Annotated in this window: 17 protein-coding genes and 1 pseudogene; 10 read left to right on the forward strand and 8 right to left on the reverse strand. The window is 71.1% G+C overall.

Annotated elements, in window-relative coordinates:
• Positions 1-200: 200 nt before the first annotated feature.
• The 3 genes from AB0B98_RS29680 (at position 201) to AB0B98_RS29690 (ending at position 2,387) form a co-directional block, all read left to right on the forward strand.
• Positions 201-404, forward strand: a complete 204-nt coding sequence (locus tag AB0B98_RS29680) for a cold-shock protein (protein WP_007464836.1) — start codon at positions 201-203, stop codon at positions 402-404.
• Between the two features lie 224 nt (positions 405-628).
• Entirely contained in the window at positions 629-1,942 is a 1,314-nt protein-coding gene (locus AB0B98_RS29685; RefSeq protein ID WP_357366857.1) for a DEAD/DEAH box helicase, read from the forward strand.
• 244 nt (positions 1,943-2,186) lie between these two features.
• The gene (locus AB0B98_RS29690) at positions 2,187-2,387 is read left to right on the forward strand and encodes a hypothetical protein (RefSeq protein ID WP_238668229.1); all 201 of its coding nucleotides are present in this window, start codon (positions 2,187-2,189) and stop codon (positions 2,385-2,387) included.
• A gap of 309 nt (positions 2,388-2,696) precedes the next feature.
• Here AB0B98_RS29690 and AB0B98_RS29695 read toward each other — a convergent pair whose 3' ends face one another.
• From AB0B98_RS29695 to AB0B98_RS29710, 4 genes are read right to left on the reverse strand one after another with little or no spacing between them, the layout of a single operon-like run.
• The gene (locus AB0B98_RS29695) at positions 2,697-3,155 is read right to left on the reverse strand and encodes an Rrf2 family transcriptional regulator (protein WP_238668228.1); all 459 of its coding nucleotides are present in this window, start codon (positions 3,153-3,155) and stop codon (positions 2,697-2,699) included.
• A 1-nt stretch (position 3,156) separates the two neighbouring features.
• On the reverse strand, positions 3,157-4,041 hold the full coding sequence (locus tag AB0B98_RS29700) for an ABC transporter permease (RefSeq protein WP_238668227.1): 885 nt from the start codon (positions 4,039-4,041) through the stop codon (positions 3,157-3,159).
• Positions 4,031-4,810: an ABC transporter ATP-binding protein gene (locus AB0B98_RS29705; RefSeq protein ID WP_238668226.1), complete on the reverse strand. Its 780-nt coding sequence runs from the start codon at positions 4,808-4,810 to the stop codon at positions 4,031-4,033. Before AB0B98_RS29705 ends, AB0B98_RS29700 begins: the two co-directional genes overlap by 11 nt.
• Positions 4,807-5,871, reverse strand: coding sequence for an ABC transporter substrate-binding protein (locus AB0B98_RS29710; RefSeq protein ID WP_357366860.1), 1,065 nt, complete (start codon positions 5,869-5,871; stop codon positions 4,807-4,809). The genes AB0B98_RS29705 and AB0B98_RS29710 overlap by 4 nt, the downstream gene beginning before the upstream one ends.
• A 421-nt stretch (positions 5,872-6,292) precedes the next feature.
• On the opposite strand from AB0B98_RS29710, the gene AB0B98_RS29715 reads away from it, so the two are divergent.
• From AB0B98_RS29715 to nudC, 3 genes are all read left to right on the forward strand, one after another.
• Positions 6,293-7,603: a pitrilysin family protein gene (locus AB0B98_RS29715; protein WP_357366862.1), complete on the forward strand. Its 1,311-nt coding sequence runs from the start codon at positions 6,293-6,295 to the stop codon at positions 7,601-7,603.
• Positions 7,600-8,943, forward strand: coding sequence for a pitrilysin family protein (locus AB0B98_RS29720; RefSeq protein ID WP_357366864.1), 1,344 nt, complete (start codon positions 7,600-7,602; stop codon positions 8,941-8,943). The genes AB0B98_RS29715 and AB0B98_RS29720 overlap by 4 nt, the downstream gene beginning before the upstream one ends.
• Positions 8,944-9,019: 76 nt before the next feature.
• Positions 9,020-9,979, forward strand: coding sequence for an NAD(+) diphosphatase (nudC, locus tag AB0B98_RS29725; protein ID WP_357366865.1), 960 nt, complete (start codon positions 9,020-9,022; stop codon positions 9,977-9,979).
• Positions 9,980-10,104: 125 nt separating this feature from the next.
• Here the strand turns inward: nudC and AB0B98_RS29730 are convergent, their stop codons facing one another.
• The 3 genes from AB0B98_RS29730 to AB0B98_RS29740 form a co-directional block, all read right to left on the reverse strand.
• Positions 10,105-10,380 (reverse strand): hypothetical protein, encoded by a 276-nt coding sequence (locus AB0B98_RS29730; protein ID WP_091406149.1) that lies wholly within the window; start codon positions 10,378-10,380, stop codon positions 10,105-10,107.
• Positions 10,381-10,617: 237 nt separating this feature from the next.
• A complete protein-coding gene (locus tag AB0B98_RS29735) occupies positions 10,618-10,857 on the reverse strand; it encodes a DUF397 domain-containing protein (RefSeq protein WP_112583698.1) in 240 nt (79 codons plus the stop codon).
• A 74-nt stretch (positions 10,858-10,931) separates the two neighbouring features.
• On the reverse strand, positions 10,932-11,912 hold the full coding sequence (locus AB0B98_RS29740; RefSeq protein ID WP_238668220.1) for a helix-turn-helix transcriptional regulator: 981 nt from the start codon (positions 11,910-11,912) through the stop codon (positions 10,932-10,934).
• Positions 11,913-12,126: 214 nt separating this feature from the next.
• On the opposite strand from AB0B98_RS29740, the pseudogene AB0B98_RS29745 reads away from it, so the two are divergent.
• Positions 12,127-13,305: pseudogene (locus AB0B98_RS29745) on the forward strand (MFS transporter); the annotation flags it as partial.
• A gap of 220 nt (positions 13,306-13,525) precedes the next feature.
• On the opposite strand, the gene AB0B98_RS29750 reads toward AB0B98_RS29745, so the two are convergent.
• A complete protein-coding gene (locus AB0B98_RS29750) occupies positions 13,526-13,768 on the reverse strand; it encodes a mycoredoxin (protein ID WP_030337579.1) in 243 nt (80 codons plus the stop codon).
• A gap of 92 nt (positions 13,769-13,860) precedes the next feature.
• Here AB0B98_RS29750 and AB0B98_RS29755 point away from each other — a divergent pair, with 92 nt between their 5' ends.
• From AB0B98_RS29755 to AB0B98_RS29765, 3 genes are all read left to right on the forward strand, one after another.
• On the forward strand, positions 13,861-16,026 hold the full coding sequence (locus AB0B98_RS29755) for an ATP-dependent DNA helicase UvrD2 (RefSeq protein WP_357366867.1): 2,166 nt from the start codon (positions 13,861-13,863) through the stop codon (positions 16,024-16,026).
• Positions 16,027-16,147: 121 nt separating this feature from the next.
• On the forward strand, positions 16,148-16,396 hold the full coding sequence (locus AB0B98_RS29760; RefSeq protein ID WP_238668218.1) for a hypothetical protein: 249 nt from the start codon (positions 16,148-16,150) through the stop codon (positions 16,394-16,396).
• Between the two features lie 130 nt (positions 16,397-16,526).
• On the forward strand, positions 16,527-16,892 hold the full coding sequence (locus AB0B98_RS29765; protein WP_030490434.1) for a WhiB family transcriptional regulator: 366 nt from the start codon (positions 16,527-16,529) through the stop codon (positions 16,890-16,892).
• Positions 16,893-17,257: the final 365 nt, after the last annotated feature.

A 17,257-nucleotide genomic window follows, 5' to 3' on the forward strand; every position in this document is an offset into this window, starting at 1 on the left:
TGACCGGGTTGCAGTTTTGGTTACCAGAGACTCTGTGTGCGCCTGGCGGGATTGTGGCCCCAGGCGCTCTTTGTTGTGTCCGGAGTTCTCCGGGCGGGGCGACCAGAAGCGACAGGCGATTCGCGCATCCCCGCGCGGAGCGCTCCTCTTCGGGCACGCAACAAGTGCGTGTCCGACGTTCCGTCAAGGAGACGAAACACATGGCTATTGGCACCGTGAAGTGGTTCAACGCTGACAAGGGCTTCGGCTTCATCACCCCGGACGGCGGCGGCGCCGACGTCTTCGCCCACTTCTCGGCGATCCAGTCCTCCGGCTACCGGAGCCTGGACGAGAACCAGCGGGTCGAGTTCGAGGTGACCCAGGGCCAGAAGGGCCCGCAGGCGGAGAACATCCGCCCGCTCTGATCTTCGGATCGGTCAGCATTACCTGTCGCGCCCTCCGGGTGTGACGGTGACGGGACCGGCCCGCCCCGCTGCCGCCTGCCGACGCAGGTGGCGGCCCGGCGGCGGGCCGGCCTGTACTCCCTTTCGGTTCGTGCTTGTGAGTCCTGGCTGCCTTGCGCCGCCGGTTGACAGCGCCGACTTCGGCGCCCTCCCTCGACACGTGCCGCGTCGAGGAAGGCTTCCGCATGACCACAGTTATTCCTTCGTTCGCTCATACCGGTCTGGCACCGGCGCTGCTCACCGCGCTGACCGCGCAGGGCATCAACGAGCCGTTCCCCATCCAGTCGGCGACGCTCCCCGACTCGCTCGCCGGCCGGGACGTCCTGGGCCGGGGTCGTACCGGCTCCGGCAAGACCCTCGCCTTCGGGCTTCCGCTGCTGTCCCGCACCGCCGGCCGTAAGGCGCGGCCGGGCCGCCCGCTGGCCCTGGTGCTGGTGCCGACCCGCGAGCTGGCTCAGCAGGTCACCACCGCCCTGGCCCCGTACGCCCGCGCCGTCGGGCTGCGCTGCGCCACAGTGGTCGGCGGCCTGTCGTTGCAGCGGCAGGCGGACGCCCTGCGCGCCGGCACCGAGGTGGTCGTCGCCACCCCCGGCCGGCTGCACGACCTGATCAACCGTGGTGACGCCCGGCTCGACCAGGTCGAGATCACAGTGCTCGACGAGGCCGACCAGATGGCCGACATGGGCTTCCTGCCGCAGGTCACCAAGCTGCTGGAGCAGGTAGCGCCGCAGGGGCAGCGGATGCTCTTCTCCGCGACCCTGGACGGCGGCGTGGACCGGCTGGTCCGCCGATTCCTGAGCAACCCGGTCACCCACTCGGTCGACCCGGGCACCGCGACGGTCACCGCGATGACCCACCACGTGCTGCACGTCGACGCCGCGGACAAGCCCGACGCGTTGACCCGGATCGCCGCCCGTGAGGGCCGCACCATCCTGTTCATGGGCACCAAGCACCGCGCCGACCGGCTGGCCCGCCAACTGCTCTCCAAGGGCGTACGCGCGGCCGCGCTGCACGGTGGCAAGTCCCAGCCGCAGCGCACCCGGATCCTTGAGCAGTTCCGCAACGGTCAGGTGACCGCTTTGGTCGCCACCGACGTGGCGGCCCGTGGCATCCACGTGGACGGCCTGGACATGGTGGTCAACGTGGACCCGCCGACCGAGGCGAAGGACTACCTGCACCGGGGCGGCCGTACCGCCCGGGCCGGCGAGTCCGGTTCCGTGGTCACCCTGGTCCTGCCGGAGCAGCGCCGGGACGTGTCCCGGCTGATGGCCACCGCCGGTATCCGGCCCGAGTCGGTCCAGGTGCGCGCGGGTGACGGAGCGCTGGCCCGGGTGACCGGTGCCCGCGAGCCGTCCGGTGTGCCGGTGACCATCGTCGCTCCGCCGGCGCCCGCAACTCGGGCCCGTACCTCCGGGGGCTCGGCCGCCGACGGGGGTGCCCGTCCGGCGCACCGCGCGTCGGGCCGGTCCCGTCGGCCGCGTCGTCCCCGTACCGTCTGATCTTCTGCGCGTAGACCGACCCGTCCCGCTTCGGCGAGGCGGGTCGGTTTTGTCTGCGCGGTGTTCCGGCCGGTCGGCTGTCAGCGCGGGCTGACCGGTCAGCCGGCCGCGCCGGGCGGCCCCCTCCGCTGAGTCGGTAATCAGCCTCCGCTGGGTCGGCTGGCCGACTGCGCCCCGGCCGCTGGTGGTCGAGGCTGACCGACGGGGGAAGCCGGGCGGGGGGCCCGGCACGGGAGGGGTGACCATGGCGGGCGAAGCCGGCTCGGGCGCACTGCGTGAACTGATCCTGGTGGTCGCGGTCGCGCTCGCCGGGTTGCTGCTCGCCATGGTTGCGGCCTTCGCGCCCTGGCATGCCACCCCGGCGGGTAACGCTCCCGCCAGTCTGGTGGAGCTGCACAGTCCTGGCGATCCGGGCGTCAGCCCGGCGACCGCACACGTGGGCTGAGCAGCGACCGGCCTACCGGTGCCGGCGGAGGGGCAGGCCCGGTCAGGATCGGTACGAGATGTGGTCGGGTCGGCGGGGCACCGACCCGGCCACATCGCCTCCACGTCCTCCCGGCTCGCGCCGAGGGGCCGCTGGCCGAGGGCGTCGCTGCCCGAGGGGGCCGCTGCCCGACGGGGCCGCTGCCCGAGGGTGTCGCTGCCCGAGGGCGTCGCTGCCCGAGGGGGCCGTGAACGCGCATGATCGCGCTCGATCCAGGAAATAGGCCCCTCGCCACGGCGGCGAGGCCACTACATCAATGATCGAGCGCGATCATGCGAGCGGTGCGTCGGTGCTGACCGCCGGAGCGTGGGTGAGCAGGTCGGTCAGAGTGGTGCTGTCGACCACAGTGGCGATCGCCCCGTGCACCGCCAGCCAGACGTCGGTGAGCCCGGCGGCCACTCCGTGATAGCCGGCCCGCTCGGCCGGCAGACCGCGCACCGTGGTGAGCGAGCCGCCGACCGCGCGCAGTACGTCGCCGACGGTGATCTCGTCGGCTGGGCGGGTCAGCGCGTACCCGCCGTCGGCACCGCGATGGCTGTGCAGCAGACCGGCCCGGCGCAGGTCGAGCAGGATGCCCTGTAGGAAGCTGAGCGGGATGTCCTGCACCTCGGCCAGGCTGGCCGCCTTCACCAACTCGCCGACCCGGTCGCCGTCGCCACCACCATCACCACCGGCGGCGACGGCGAGCATCGCCCGGAGCGCGTAGTCGCTGCGCGCGGAGACGAACACGTCACTGACCAGCCTGGTCCAGTACGCCCCAGCGCCGCCGGATCGCCTTGTCCGCGGCGCCGAACGCGGCGTCCACGACGAGGCCGACGACGAGGATGACGATCATCGTGGAGAGCAGCCAGGGTGAGTCGGACAACTCACGGGAGTAGGTGAGCTGGGCGCCGAGCGAGGTCTGCGAGATGCCGACCACGAGCAGCTCACCTGCCATCAGGCTGCGCCAGGAGAAGGCCCAGCCCTGTTTGAGCCCGGCGACGATCGCCGGGAGGGCGGCCGGCGCTATGACGTACCGGTAGAGGTTGAGCCCTCGGGCGCCGAGGTTACGGCCGGCGCGTATCAGCAGCGGCGGCACGTAGTCCACCCCGGAGATCACCCCGTTGGCGATGGACGGCGCCGCACCGAGCACCACCACGAAGAAGATCGCCTTCTCGCTCAGCTCGAAGAGCAGGATGGCCAGCGGGAACCAGGCGATCGACGGCATCGTCTGCAACGCGGTGATCATCGAGCCGATGGCGGCGCGCAGCACAGTGGACCGGGCCACCGCGAGGCCCAGGAGCAGGCCGACGGCGACCGAGAAGACGTACCCGACGGCGGCCCGGCGCAACGTGGTGAGCAGGCCGTCCCACAACTGCGGCCCCTGGGCCTGGGTCATCAGCTCACGGCCGACCTCCAGCGGACCCGGCAGCGAGTACGGGGGCTTCCAACCCGAAAGGACCACGAGTTGCCAGGCGGCGATGGCGATGGCCAGCGCGGCGAGCTTGGGCCAGGTGGCCGCCCAGATCCGGGCGCCCCGGGAGACCTCCTTGTCCCGACCGGCGATCTCCAGCGCGTCGAGGCCGGTGATCTCCGCGTCGGTACGCGCCGAACTGGTGAGGGTGTCACTGGCCATGGCGGCCCACCTCCGTACGGAGCCGCTCGGTGACCTCGGCGGCGATGGCGGCGACCTCGGGGGAGTCGATCCGGCGAGGGCGCGGAATGGTCACCTCGGTGGAGTAGATGATCCGGCCGGGTCGGCTGGAGAGCAGGATGATCCGGTCGGCCAGGCGGGCCGCCTCACGGACGTTGTGCGTCACGAAGAGCACCGAGAGTTTGCGCTCTGACCAGATCCGTTCCAGCTCGTCGTGCAGGATGTCCCGGGTCATCGCGTCCAGCGCGCCGAACGGCTCGTCCATCAGCAGCACCGGAGTGTCCAGGGCAAGCGTCCGGGCGAGCGCGACCCGCTGCCGCATTCCGCCGGAGAGCTCGTGCGGGCGCTTACGGCCGAAGTCGGCGAGGTGCACAGTTCGCAGCAGTTCGGCGACCCGCTCGCGACGCTGGGCCCGGGGCAGTCGGCGCAGCTTGAGGGGCACCTCCACGTTCCCGTCGACGGTCAGCCACGGAAGGAGCGCCGGCTCCTGGAACATCAGGCCCGGGTTGGCGTCGCCGGCCAGTGTGATCTGTCCACCGCTGACCCGGTCCAGCCCGGCGACCAGGTTGAGCAGTGTGCTCTTGCCGCAGCCAGACGCGCCGACCAGGCAGACGAACTCGCCGGGTGCGACGTCCAGCGACACACCGTCCAGGGCCAGGACGGCGTTCGCCCCGCGCCCGTACACCTTTGTCACGCCGGAGAGCGCCACGGCTGTGGTCGCGCTCCGCGGCGTCGTCGTTGTCGACGTCATGGCTGGACGACCTCGGGCTCGCCCTGCGCCTTGAGCGCGTTGTTGAGGTACTTGAGGTCGTACAGGCCCTTGAGGTCGACCGGCTCGGTCAGGCCGACGTCGACGGCGTGGTCGAGCCCGGCCTTCAGGGAGGACGAGATCGGGTCGTTGGTGAACTCCAACGTCGGCCACGCCTGCTTGATGAGCTTCAAGTCGAGCGGCTTTCCGGTGATCTTGCCGATAGCGTCGGAGATGGCCTGCTGCGCCTCGTCCGGCTTGGTGTTGACGAACTCGTTGGCGGCCACCTGACCGTCGACAAGCCTCTGCACCACGTCCGGGTGCGCCTTGAGGAACTTGGTGCTCACCAGCAGGTTGGTGATGACGAACTTCTTGTCCGGCCACAGGTCGCGCTCGTCGACGAGCACCTTGCCGCCGGCGTTGACCAGGCGGGAGACGAACGGCTCGGGAACCCAGGCGCCGTCGATCGCGCCGCTGTTGAACGTCTCGATGGTCTGGGCGTTCTCCTGCGGCACGATCTTGACGTCACCACCGCCCTCCTTGGTGGTGGTCAGGCCCTGCTGCTTGAGCCAGTACCGGATCGCCACGTCCTGGGTGTTGCCCAGCTGTGGGGTGGCGATCTTCTTGCCCTTCAGGTCCGGCGCGCCGGTGATGGTGGGCTTGACCACGAGGGCCACGCCGCCGGAGGCCGCGCCGGAGATGACCCGGACGGCCTCACCCTTGGATTTCGAGAAGGCGTTCACCGTCGGGTTCGGACCGATGTAGGTGGCGTCCAGCGCGCCGGAGAAGACCGCCTCGATGGCGGCAGGGCCGGCGTTGAAGGTCTTCGGGTCCAGCTTGACGTTGGTGCCGAGCTTCTCCGCGAAGATGCCCTTCTCCACCCCGACGACTGCCGGCGCGTGGGTGATGTTGGGGAAGTAGCCGAGGCGCAGCGTCACCGGGCCGGAGCTGCCGCCCGCGCCCTCGCTGTCGTCGCCGCACGCGGCGGTGCTGCCCAGGGTCGCCGCGCCCAGGGCGGCGAGGGTGGCCAGGGTGACCAACCGGCGCAGGGGAAGCCGTCTCATCGTCCATCCAATCCGCAGTATTCCTACTTAGTTGGTAGGAAGAGTGGGCCGGGCCGCGGCCAGCGTCAAGGCCCATCCACATGGCGGGATGGCGCGTCTCGGTCATGTCGGTAATTCCTACCAGCTTTATAGGGGGTGAGTGGCGTCGTGCTGATCGCGGTCCGGGCCGGGTTCGCGCCAGTGCGGTGTCGCCGGCAACATCGTGACCGGGGCGACCCGGCCGGGCAGCGGGCGTACCGCGACCTGCTCGGGCACGACCACGGCTGGAGCGCACCGGCGAGTTCAGCCTCTCCGGCTGGCCGCACCGTGCCGAGGCAGTAGCAGGTCGGCACCGACGTGCCGCCCCTGGTGACGGCCCCGGTCGCGGCGGCTCCGGGAAGGTCGCGGGTGGCGGAGGTGTCGACGCGCTAGGGTCGACTCCGTGGCGGCGCGGAGATCCAGAATTCCAGCGACGAAGTATCCGGTCGAGCGGTTCACCCTCGACAACGGCCTGCGGGTGGTGCTCACCCCCGATCGCAGTGCCCCGGTGATCGGGGTGGCTGTGGTCTACGACGTCGGCATCCGCTCGGAGCCGGAGGGGCGTACCGGCTTCGCCCACCTCTTCGAGCACCTGATGTTCCAGGGCTCGGAGAACCTGGAGAAGCTGGCCCACTTCCGGCACGTGCAGGGCGCGGGTGGCACCTTCAACGGCTCCACCCACCTGGACTACACCGACTACTTCGAGACGCTGCCGAGCAACGCGCTGGAGCGCGCGCTGTTCCTGGAAGCGGACCGGATGCGTGGACCCCGGCTGACCGAGGAGAACCTGCGCAACCAGGTCGACGTGGTCAAGGAGGAGATCCGGGTCAACGTCCTCAACCGGCCGTACGGTGGCTTCCCCTGGCTCACTCTGCCGCCGGTCATGTTCGACACCTTCCCGAACGCCCACGACGGCTACGGCTCCTTCGACGACCTGGAGTCGGCGACCGTCGCCGACGCCGCGGACTTCTTCCGCCGCTACTACGCCAGCGGCAACGCCGTGCTGGCCGTCAGCGGGGACATCGACGTGGCCGAGGCGATCGAGCTGGTCACCCGGCACTTCGGCGACGTGCCGGCCCGGCCGGCACCGCAACGGCCCGACTTCACCGAGCCTGACCTGAGCGCCGAGCGGCGTACCTCGTACACCGATGCCCTGGCGCCGCTGCCGGCGGTGGCCGGCGCCTGGCGCGTGCCCGACCCGGTCACCGACTTCGCCGGCTACCTGCCGTACGTGGTGCTGGCCGAGGTGCTCACCGACGGCGACGCGTCGCGGCTGGTGGAACGGCTGGTGCAGCGGGACCGCACTGTGACCAGCCTCGGCGGATACCTCGGTTTCATGGGCGACCCGTTCGACGTCCGCGACCCCACCGCGCTGCTGTTGCAGGCGCACCTGCCGCCCGGCGGCGACGTCGACAAGGTGCTGCGCACCATCGACGAAGAGTTGGACCGGCTGGCCACCGACGGCCTGACCGACGGTGAGCTGGCCCGCACCCAGGCCCGCATGGCGACCCACCTGCTGCGGGACACCGACGCGGTGCTCGGTCGGGCGCTGCGGATGGCCGTGCTGGAACAGCAACGCGGTGAACCGGGGCTGCTCAACGAACTGCCCCGGCTGGTCGGCGAGGTCACCGAGGAGCAGGTCCGGTCCGCCGCGGCCACCCTGCGCCCGGAGCGCCGGGCCGCCATCGAGGTCATCGCCGGAGGCGCCCGATGAGTGTCACCACCGCTCCCGCCGGCCCGCGTACGCTGCCGCCGCTCGGGCCGACCCGCAAGCTCAAGGTGCCCAAGCAGGCCGAGCGCACACTGCGCAACGGGCTCACCGTGATCGCCGTACGCCGGCCCGCCGTACCCCTTGTCGAGCTGCGGCTCTGGGTGCCGTTCGGCCGGGTCCACCTGGCCCGCGGCGCGATGCTCTCGCAGACCATGCTCTCCGGCACCGAGTCGATGACCAGCGTGCAGATCGCCGCCGAGTTGCAGAAGGTGGGCGGCGGGCTGTCCGCGGGCGTCGACCCGGACCGGCTGATGCTCTCCGGCGCCGGCCTGGTCACCGGTCTGGACCGGATGCTGGAGCTGCTGGCCGAGGTGCTGACCGGCGCCAGCTACCCCAGTGACGAGGTGGCCACCGAACGGGACCGGCTGGTCGACCGGATCCAGGTGGCGCAGAGCCAGCCTTCGCACCTGGCCCGGGAGGCGCTGCTCAAGCGGATGTACGGCCGGCACCCGTACGCGACGCAGACGCCGGAGCCCGGCCAGATCCGTGCCGTCCGACCGGCGGCGCTGCGCACCCTGCACGCGGAGCGGGTCCACCCGACCGGCGCGCAGTTGGTGCTGGTCGGTGACGTGCAGCCGGAGAAGGCACTGGACGCGGCCGAGCGGGCGCTCGGTGGCTGGTCGGGTGCCGGTCGGGTGGCCGAACTGCCGGCGACCCCGCCGCTGGAGCCGGGGCCACTGCTGCTTGTCGACCGGCCGGGCTCGGTGCAGTCCTCGCTGCGGATCGCGCTGCCGGCGGTGTCGCGCACCGACCCGGACCACGCCCCGCTGCAACTGGCCAACCTGATCTTCGGCGGCTACTTCTCGTCCCGGTGGGTGGAGAACATCCGTGAGGACAAGGGCTACACGTACGGCCCGCACTCAGTGATCGAGCATTCCGTCGCGGGGTCGGTGCTGGTCGCCGCCGCCGACGTGGCCACAGAGGTCACCGGGCCGGCGCTGCTGGAGACGACGTACGAGCTGGGTCGGTTGGCGTCGTTGCCGCCGAAGCCCGAGGAGTTGGAGCAGGCCCGGCAGTACGCCCTGGGCACCCTCCAGCTCGGCATGTCCACCCAGGCCGGGTTGGCGGCGTTGACCAGCGCGTACGCCGGCAATGGTCTGCGCCTGGACTTCCTCGCCGAGTACGCGGCGAGGTTGGCGAAGGCGAGCACCGACGACGTCGCGCAGGCGGCGGCCCGCTACCTGGCCCCGGCTCGGGCGGCGATCGTGGTGCTCGGCGACGCGGAGCGGGTCACCCCGGGGCTGGCCGCGCTGACCGCAGTGCAGACCGAGCAACAGGCGTGAGCGAGCGGAGCGAGCGAGCCGTGGGGTTCAGCAGCGGGCCGCCTCGCGGCGGCGTGCGGCGAAGCGGAGCGCCGGCGTGAGTGGGGAGGCGGCACCGCCGTTGGCGCGGTCCACGCTGGATCGGGCCGCGCACCGGCGGGGCGACTCGCAGTGGTTGACCGAGGCGTGGTTGCGTGCCCGGGTACTGCTGCTCGACTCGACCGACGAGGGTCGGACGCTGGCCCGCACCGAGACGTCGCCTCCGACCTTGGTGCTGTTCGGGGCGGCTGACGTGCCCGCCGGGTCGGAGTCGATGGCGATGTTCCTCGGTGTCGAGCCGGACGGGGTGCCGGTCTTCGCTGTCGACGCGCCGCTTCCAACGATCCCGGGGACCAGGGCGGTCCATCTCCGGGAGGTGGGTCACCTGCTCGCCGACCGGGAGGCCGGCATCTTCACCACCGCGTTGGCGCTGGTCAACTGGCACACCCGACACGGCTATTCGACGAGCACCGGCGCGCCGACCGCCATGGACGAGGCGGGTTGGTCCCGGGTGGACCGCAATGGCGGGCGGATCTGGCCTCGTACCGACCCGGCGATGATCGTGCTCGTTCACGACGGCGTGGACGGCCCGGACGGCCGCTGCCTGCTCGGCAACAATGCCGGCTGGCAGGGCACCCCGGGTGGTCGCCGCTACTCCTGTCTGGCCGGCTACGTGGAGCCAGGGGAGTCGGCGGAGGCGGCCGTGCTGCGCGAGGTCCGCGAGGAGGTGGGCATCGGGGTCGAGCGCATCGGGTACGTGGGCAGCCAGGCATGGCCGTTCCCCGGCTCGCTGATGTTGGGCTTCCTGGCCACCGCGAACCCGACCGAGCCGGTGCGGGTCGACCCGTCCGAGATCGCGTACGCCCGGTGGTTCTCTCGCCGGGAGATCGGGGCGGCGCTGGCCGGGCAGACGGTGGACGTGGGTGACGGGGCCCGGCTGATCCTGCCGCCTCCGTCGTCGATCGCGCTGTTCCTCATCCACCGGTGGCTGGACGGCTGGACCGACGCCGACCACTGAGCACGGTCCCGACCCGTGGCCGCCGTTGCCGCGGCGGTCACGGGCCGGGAACACGGGCCGTCGTGGTCAGCGGGTGCGTAACGCGGCGGGGGAGCCGGTCCGACCACGACGGACGTCCTGTGGAATCAGGTGCCGGTGCGGCCCGGTCTGTGTCGGAAGGCGGGCCGCGACTCGATCAGCGGGAGGACCTTGACCCGTTGCTTGCCGGCGCGGACCGCGCCGACGGTGGCCAGGGCGCGGGCCAGTAGCAGCGCGGCGTCCCGGTCCTCGGCGTGCACGATCTGCCGGCGCGGCTCGGGCGTCGTCGTCTCGTCGCGAAGTCGGTGGCCGTCCGCCCAGGCGGCGGCGATGTCCCCGTCAGCGACGGCGCGGATGTCGGTGCGAACGATCAGGAACCGCATGAGGGTCTCCGGATGAACCGCGACGGATGAGCCAGTGTGGAAGTTCCACGTACTCGAGGGCCATGTTACGCCCCGTGTTCGTCTCAGCAACTGAAACGCGCCTATCGGTTTCGAGCCTCGTCCGATCGGCGGATGGCTGCTCAGCGGGGTTGCCGGGCCGCCGAACTACCGAGCCGGCCGGGTACGACGCGACGGGGCCGCCGGCAGTGCGCCGACGGCCCCGTAACAGTCACCGGATCAGTTCAGATCGAACTGGCCCTTCTTCGCCCCGGTGATGAAACCGAGCCATCCCGCGCGGTTGAACAGCAGCACCGGGCCGCCCCGGTCCTTGCTGTCGCGCAGGGCGACGGCCGACGGGCCGGTGGCCAGTGGGGCGACCTCCACGCAGTTGGAGGTCTGGCTGCGTGTGCTGGTACGCCACGGGGCGTCCGCCAACGAGTGGGCGGAGACGGACGGCGTGTTGCGGATTTCGTTCATGGTTCTGCTCCTGATGTGCAGCGATCCGATGGGACGAGTGGTGCCGCACGTCCCGACGGAGGGTCCCCCGTGGATCACCGGTCCGTCAGTCGCCCCGATTCCCGGCGGCGTTGGGTCGGCGCCGTTGCCGGCCCGAACGCCACTGTGGATGGGGGCGTCGCCTCGGTCAGCCGTCCCGTCGCCTCGATCAGCCAGGAGAGGGTGTCCGAGGCGTTAAGTGCCGCCGTGCATAGCCACTCGAACACCACTTTATAGCGATTTAGCGTGATTGCCTCGGTCGACATGACGTCGGTGAAGCCACCTTCGATGGCCAATGTCTCCGGATCGAGGGGATCGGCGAACCGATAGACCGAGAAGGCGGTCGGCGGAAGGAACCAATTGCCGATCTGGGTGTCCCGGGGCAGCACGTGCAGGGCCACATTGGGCAGCAGCGCCAACTCGCAGAGCTGGAGCAGTTGTTCGTGCAGCACCTCCGGCGGCCCGGCCCGGCGGCCGAGAGCCGCCTCCTCCAACACCGCCGTGTAGCGGGGAGCGTGCGGCTCCCGGGTCAGCAGCGACTGGCGGGCCAGCCGCGCCTGCACCTCGGTCTCCGGCTCGTCGCCGGGCTCCGGCTCGCCAGCGCCCGCGTTCACCTGCCGGGCCGACACGATCCGGAGCTGGGCGTACCCGGGGGTCTGCAGCAGGCCCGGCACCAGCACCGGGTTGTACTCGGAGATCTCCGCGCAGCCCGCCTCCAACTCGGCCCAACCGCGCTGTTGCTGTGTCATCACCGGGAAGTTCTTCAACCAGCCGCGCATGTCGCCGGCCTCGTTGGTGATGCCCAGCAGTTCGTCGTGCAGCGCCTGGTCGGCGCCGTAGAGGTCGAGCAGGTCGCCGACGTCCTGCGGGTCCGGTCGGCTGCGGCCGTTCTCCAAGCGGGACAGTTTGGACGCGGAGGCCCAACCGATACGCTCGATGACCTGATCGCCGGTGAGGCCGGCGGCCTCACGTAGGCGGCGCAGCTCGATGCCCAACCGGCGACGACGCAGGATCGGGCTGGGTGCGGCAGGAGGCACAGTGTCCTCTTTCCCGTCGACCGCCGCAGACGCGACGGTAACTGTATGAAATTCGCCCCCCACGGTCAGTATGGACGGCGCGACCGGTGTCGGAGGTTCCGGCGAGGGCGTGTCTTGCAAAAATCGCACCACGGGAATGCCGGATGACGACGGACCCGCGGTCGCGGCCCGTCGACCTCGCCCACCCGGGCATGCCATCCCGCCGGAGGGACCCATGCGCACGATCCTGCGCCGACCCGACTTCCGCCTGCTCTTCGGCGGTCTGCTGGCCAGCATGACCGCCGAGTCGATCCTGCTGCTCGCACTCGCCATCTGGGTCAAGGATCTGACTGGCTCGAACGGGTTGGCCGGTGCCACGATCTTCGCGGTCATCGCGCCGATGACGCTTGCGCCGCTGGTCGGCTGGGTCGTCGACCGCTACCCGCGCCGACCGTTCTTCGTGGCCGCGAACGTGCTGACCGCAGCCCTGCTCGCCCCGTTGTTCACCGTTCACGACGCGGGCGACGTGTGGGTCGTCTATCTGGTGGCCGCCCTGTACGGACTCTCGTCCATCACGCTCGGCGCGGCGCTCAGTGGGCTCATCCGCGAGATGGTGCCGATCGAGTTGCTGGCCGACGCGAACGGCGTGCTCCAGACCGTACGTCAGGGGATTCGACTGGTCGGCCCGCTGGTGGGCGCGGCGCTCTACGCGGCGCTCGGCGGGTGGGCGCTGACCGGAATCGGCATGGTCGGATTTCTGACCGCGGCGGCGGTGGTCACCGCGCTGCCCACCCCCCAACAGTTGCCGCCCGCCGTACGGCTGCGATGGCCGGCCGAACTGGGCGCCGGCCTGCGGCACCTGGCCGGCGAGCCGGCCCTGCGGCGGGCCCTGCTCGGCTACGGACTCGGGTCACTGGTGATGGGCTTCAGCGAGTCGCTCATCTTCGCCTACGTCGACCAGGGGCTGAACCGGGATGCCGCGTTCGTGGGGGTGCTCGTCACAGTGCAGGGCATCGGTGGGTTGCTCGGTGGACTCTGCTCACCGACGCTGGTTCGCCGGCTCGGAGAGGTCGGCACGCTGGCCGCCGGTGTCGCCTTCTTCTCTCCGGCCGCGCTCGCGCTCGCCTTTCCCGATCTGTGGCTCGGGTTCGCGGCGGTGCTGCTGGCCGGGGTCTCACTCCCGCTGACGATGGTGGGTCTGCACACGCTGATCCAGCGCCGCACGCCGCCTTCGCTTGTCGGCCGGGTCGCCGCAGCCACTCAGGCGGTGGTCAGCGGGCCGCAGGCGATCTCCATCGGGGCGGGTGCCCTGCTGGTCGGGTTCCTGGACTACCGGCTGCTGTTCGCGCTGGTCGGGGTGGCCACCCTGGCCGCCGGTGGCTACCTGTGGCGGGGCCGGCACCTGAGCGCGCCGGCCGGGGCCGGCCCGCCGACGCCGCCCACCCGCCCAACGCTTCCGGCACCCCGCTGTCCGGCGGAGGACGCCGACCGGCCAGTGCTTCCGGCGCCCCGCCGTCCGGCCGAGGACGCCGACCGACCAGTGCTTCCGGCGCCCACCGACCGTGGCCCGTTCCCGAACACGACGAGCGGCCGCCCCGGACGGGGCGGCCGCGCACCGAGAATGAACCGGCAGATCAGGCGTTGAGCGTCTCCAGGTGCTGCTTCACCTGGGTGATCGAGGGATTCGTCAGGGCACTGCCGTCGGCGAAGCGCAGCGTCGGCACCGTCTGGTTGCCGCCGTTGACGCTCATCACGAACTCCGCGGCCTTCGGGTCCTGCTCGATGTCGACCACCTCGTACCCGATGCCCTCCCGGTCGAGCTGCGACTTCAGGCGGTGGCAGTAGCCGCACCAGGGGGTGGAATACATCGTCAGCATCCTCGGATCCTCCAACTCCTCCGGCCGCGGCTTGCGGATCAAGCCGAGGCTGTTCGCTGCAACGCTGGGAGGAGCTGAGATGATTCCTGGTTGTGGTGGTTCACTCAGCGTCGGAACAGGTGCTCGCCGGGCTGGACCCGGAGCAACGCTCCGCCGTGACCGCACCTGCCGGCCCCGTCTGCATCCTGGCCGGCGCCGGCACCGGCAAGACCCGGGCGATCACCTCCCGAATCGCCCACCGGGCGCTCTCCGGGGAGATCTCCCCGCGGCACGTGCTCGCTGTCACCTTCACCGCCCGCGCCGCCGCCGAGATGCGACACCGTCTCACTCTGCTTGGTGCGCACGGTGTCCAGGCGCGGACATTTCACGCTGCCGCGCTGCGCCAGGTGCGGTACTTCGCGCCCCGGCTGCTGTCCGGCCGTGCCATGCCCGAACTACTGGACAGCAAGGTACGACTGGTCACCCTCGCCGCGGCCCGGGTCGGCCTGCGTACCGACCGGGCCGCCGCCCGCGACCTGGCCGGCGAGATCGAGTGGGCGAAGTCGTCGCTGGTCGAGCCGACGGACTACGTGGTGGCCGCGGCGCGGGCGCTGCGCGACACACCGCACGAGCCGACGAAGGTCGCCGACGTGTTCACCGCGTACGAGCAGCTCAAGCGGTCGAACGGCGTGATCGACTTCGAGGACATGCTGCGGGCGGCGGTGTGGGGCATCGAGGAGCACCCGGACGTCGGCGAGCAGATCCGCGGCCAGTACCGGCACTTCGTGGTCGACGAGTACCAGGACGTCAACCCACTCCAGCAGCGGTTGCTGGACGCCTGGCTGGCCGGCCGCAACGACCTGACAGTGGTCGGCGACGCCAGCCAGACGATCTACTCGTTCACCGGTGCGACCTCGGCGTACCTCGTCGACTTTCCCCGGCGGCACCGCAACGCCACTGTGGTACGACTGGTCCGTGACTACCGCTCCACTCCGCAGGTGGTCGGGCTGGCCAATGCGGTGATCTCCCAGGCCCGGGGCACCGAGGCGCGCCTGCGGCTGGAGTTGAGCGGGCAACGCCCACCCGGCCCCGAGCCGGACCTGCGGATCTTCACCGACGAGCCGGCCGAGGCGAACGCGGTGGCCGCGCGCTGCCGGTCGCTGATCGACGCGGGCACGCCGGCGAAGGAGATCGCCGTGCTGTTCCGCGTCAACGCGCAGTCCGAGGCGTACGAGAAGGCGCTCACCGAGGCCGCGGTGCCGTACGTGGTGCAGGGCGCGGAGCGGTTCTTCGAGCGAACCGAGGTGCGTCAGGCGATGGTCGCGCTGCGTGCCGCGACCCGCTCGATCCCGGGCGAGACACCGCTGCCGGCCGCCGTCGTCGAGGCGCTCACCGCCGTCGGCTGGGCCCCGGACGCGCCCCCGGCCGGCGGCGCCGCCCGCGAGCGATGGGAGGCGCTGTCCGCGCTGGTCCAGCTCGCCGAGGAGTACGCGGCCACCCCCGAGGTCGTGCCGATCGGCGAGGCCGCCTCGGTGGAGCGCCCGGTCACCCTCACCGACTTCACCGAGGAGTTGGCGCGCCGGGCCGCCCAGCAGCACGTGCCGACCGTGGACGGCGTGACGCTGGCGTCCCTGCACTCGGCCAAGGGGTTGGAGTGGGACGCGGTCTTCCTGGTCGGCCTCGCCGAGGGCACCCTGCCCACCACGTACGCCAAGACCGTCGAGCAGGTCGAGGAGGAGCGCCGACTGCTCTACGTCGGCATCACCCGCGCCCGGGAGTGGCTCTGGCTGTCGTACGCCACCGCGCGCTCGCCGGGCGGACGGGCCCGGCGGCCGTCGCGCTTCCTGCCCCAACTGGATCGCTCCGGCGGCACCGAACGGGCGGCCGGCGGCACCGGTCCGGCCCGCAGTCCCGAACGACGGCGAACCCAGATCGTCTCCTGCCGGATCTGCGGCGCCACCCTGCTCGCCGGTCCGGACCGCAAGCTCGGCCGCTGCCCGACCTGCCCGTCCGACATAGACGATGAGCTGCACGAACGGCTGCGCGAGTGGCGGCAGCGGGTGGCCGGTGCGCAGAAGGTCCCGGCGTACGTGGTCTTCACCGACGCGACGCTTGTCGCGTTGGCCGAGCGGCGACCGGGCCGGTCGGAGGAGTTGATCGCCATCGCCGGTATCGGCCCTCGCAAGCTGGGTCTCTACGGGGAGTCCGTGCTGGCCCTCGTGGCCGGCGCCGGGGTGGACGACGTCTGCCCGGAGAAAACTTTCGAAATCTCGTCGTAAATTCGTTTGCCCTCGCCCCGGCGCGAGGAATAGCCTCAGAACACACCACGCGAGCGGCGCCATTCCGGCTGCTCACGAGGTCGGTCCAGTCGATTCGAGGAACGTGAGGGAGGTGGCACCCGTGAAGATCTTCACCTATGAGCGTCTGGCGGCGATGCCGTCTGTCTGCGCTCCGATGTCGGCTGTCCGGGTGGCCCTCGCGGCTGCACGACCGTCGGTTCCACAGGTGCACCAGGTTCAGGCCGAGCTGACCCTGACCGTCGCGCCCGCTGGAGTCGAGGGGACCAGTGGCTTCACGGGCAATGGCATCCAGGTCGCCAAGAAGCGCACGGATGTCCGCGGCGTTCCACCTCGAGGTAAACCGGTCTGACCATCAGACTCCGGCTCACCTCGAGGCCGCGGAACCCGCTTACCGGGATCCGCGGCCTCAGTTTTTTGCCCGCCGTAAGTACGTCGGAATGCGATCCACGAGATCGAAGTGAGAGAGAGGTGACCGGGAGATGAGTCTGGCGTTGGCCCCCCTCGACATGAGCGTCGAGATGGAGGCGAACCTGCCCTGCCGGAAGTTCGACCCCGACCTGTGGTTCTCCGACTCGCCCACCGAGCTCGAGCTGGCCAAGTCACTCTGCGGGGACTGCCCGCTGCGTGTCGAGTGCCTGGCCGGAGCCGTTGAGCGAGCGGAGCCGTGGGGCGTCTGGGGCGGCGAGATCTTCGAGCGTGGCGCGGTTGTCCCGCGTAAGCGGCCCCGTGGCCGTCCGCGTAAGGAGGACGTCGCCCGTGACGCCGAGCTTCGGGTCGAGGCCGAGGCGCGCCTGGCAGCCAGTGGGCTGTCCGAGGTGCGTGGTGCGGTCCGGCTGGCAGCCTGACATGTTCCCGACCCGTTCCAACTACGCCGGTGTCACACCGGCAGTGAGTGAGAAAACGATGTTGAACGTTCCGAGTGGAGCCTTCGAGATGCAACTACTCCACGAAGCGTTGACCCGGGCTCGAATGCGCCGGCCTCAGGCCGGTCGTACCACCACGAGCACTGAGGCAACCCGATCCGCCCGTACCGTCGCCATGACCAGCCGCAATCAGGCGGCTCGCGACCTGGGCGTTCTCTAGTACCACCTCACACAGAAGGGCGGGTGCCGACCGGCCCCCCCCCATACCCCAGTCGTCAGGCGACCGGGGCGCAGCCGGGCCCCCCGCGCACCCGGATGCTCCGGGAGGGGGGCGTCGCCACCCACAG

The organism is Micromonospora sp. NPDC048947 (assembly GCF_040649495.1).
GTDB classification, from domain to species: Bacteria; Actinomycetota; Actinomycetes; order Mycobacteriales; family Micromonosporaceae; genus Micromonospora; species Micromonospora alfalfae.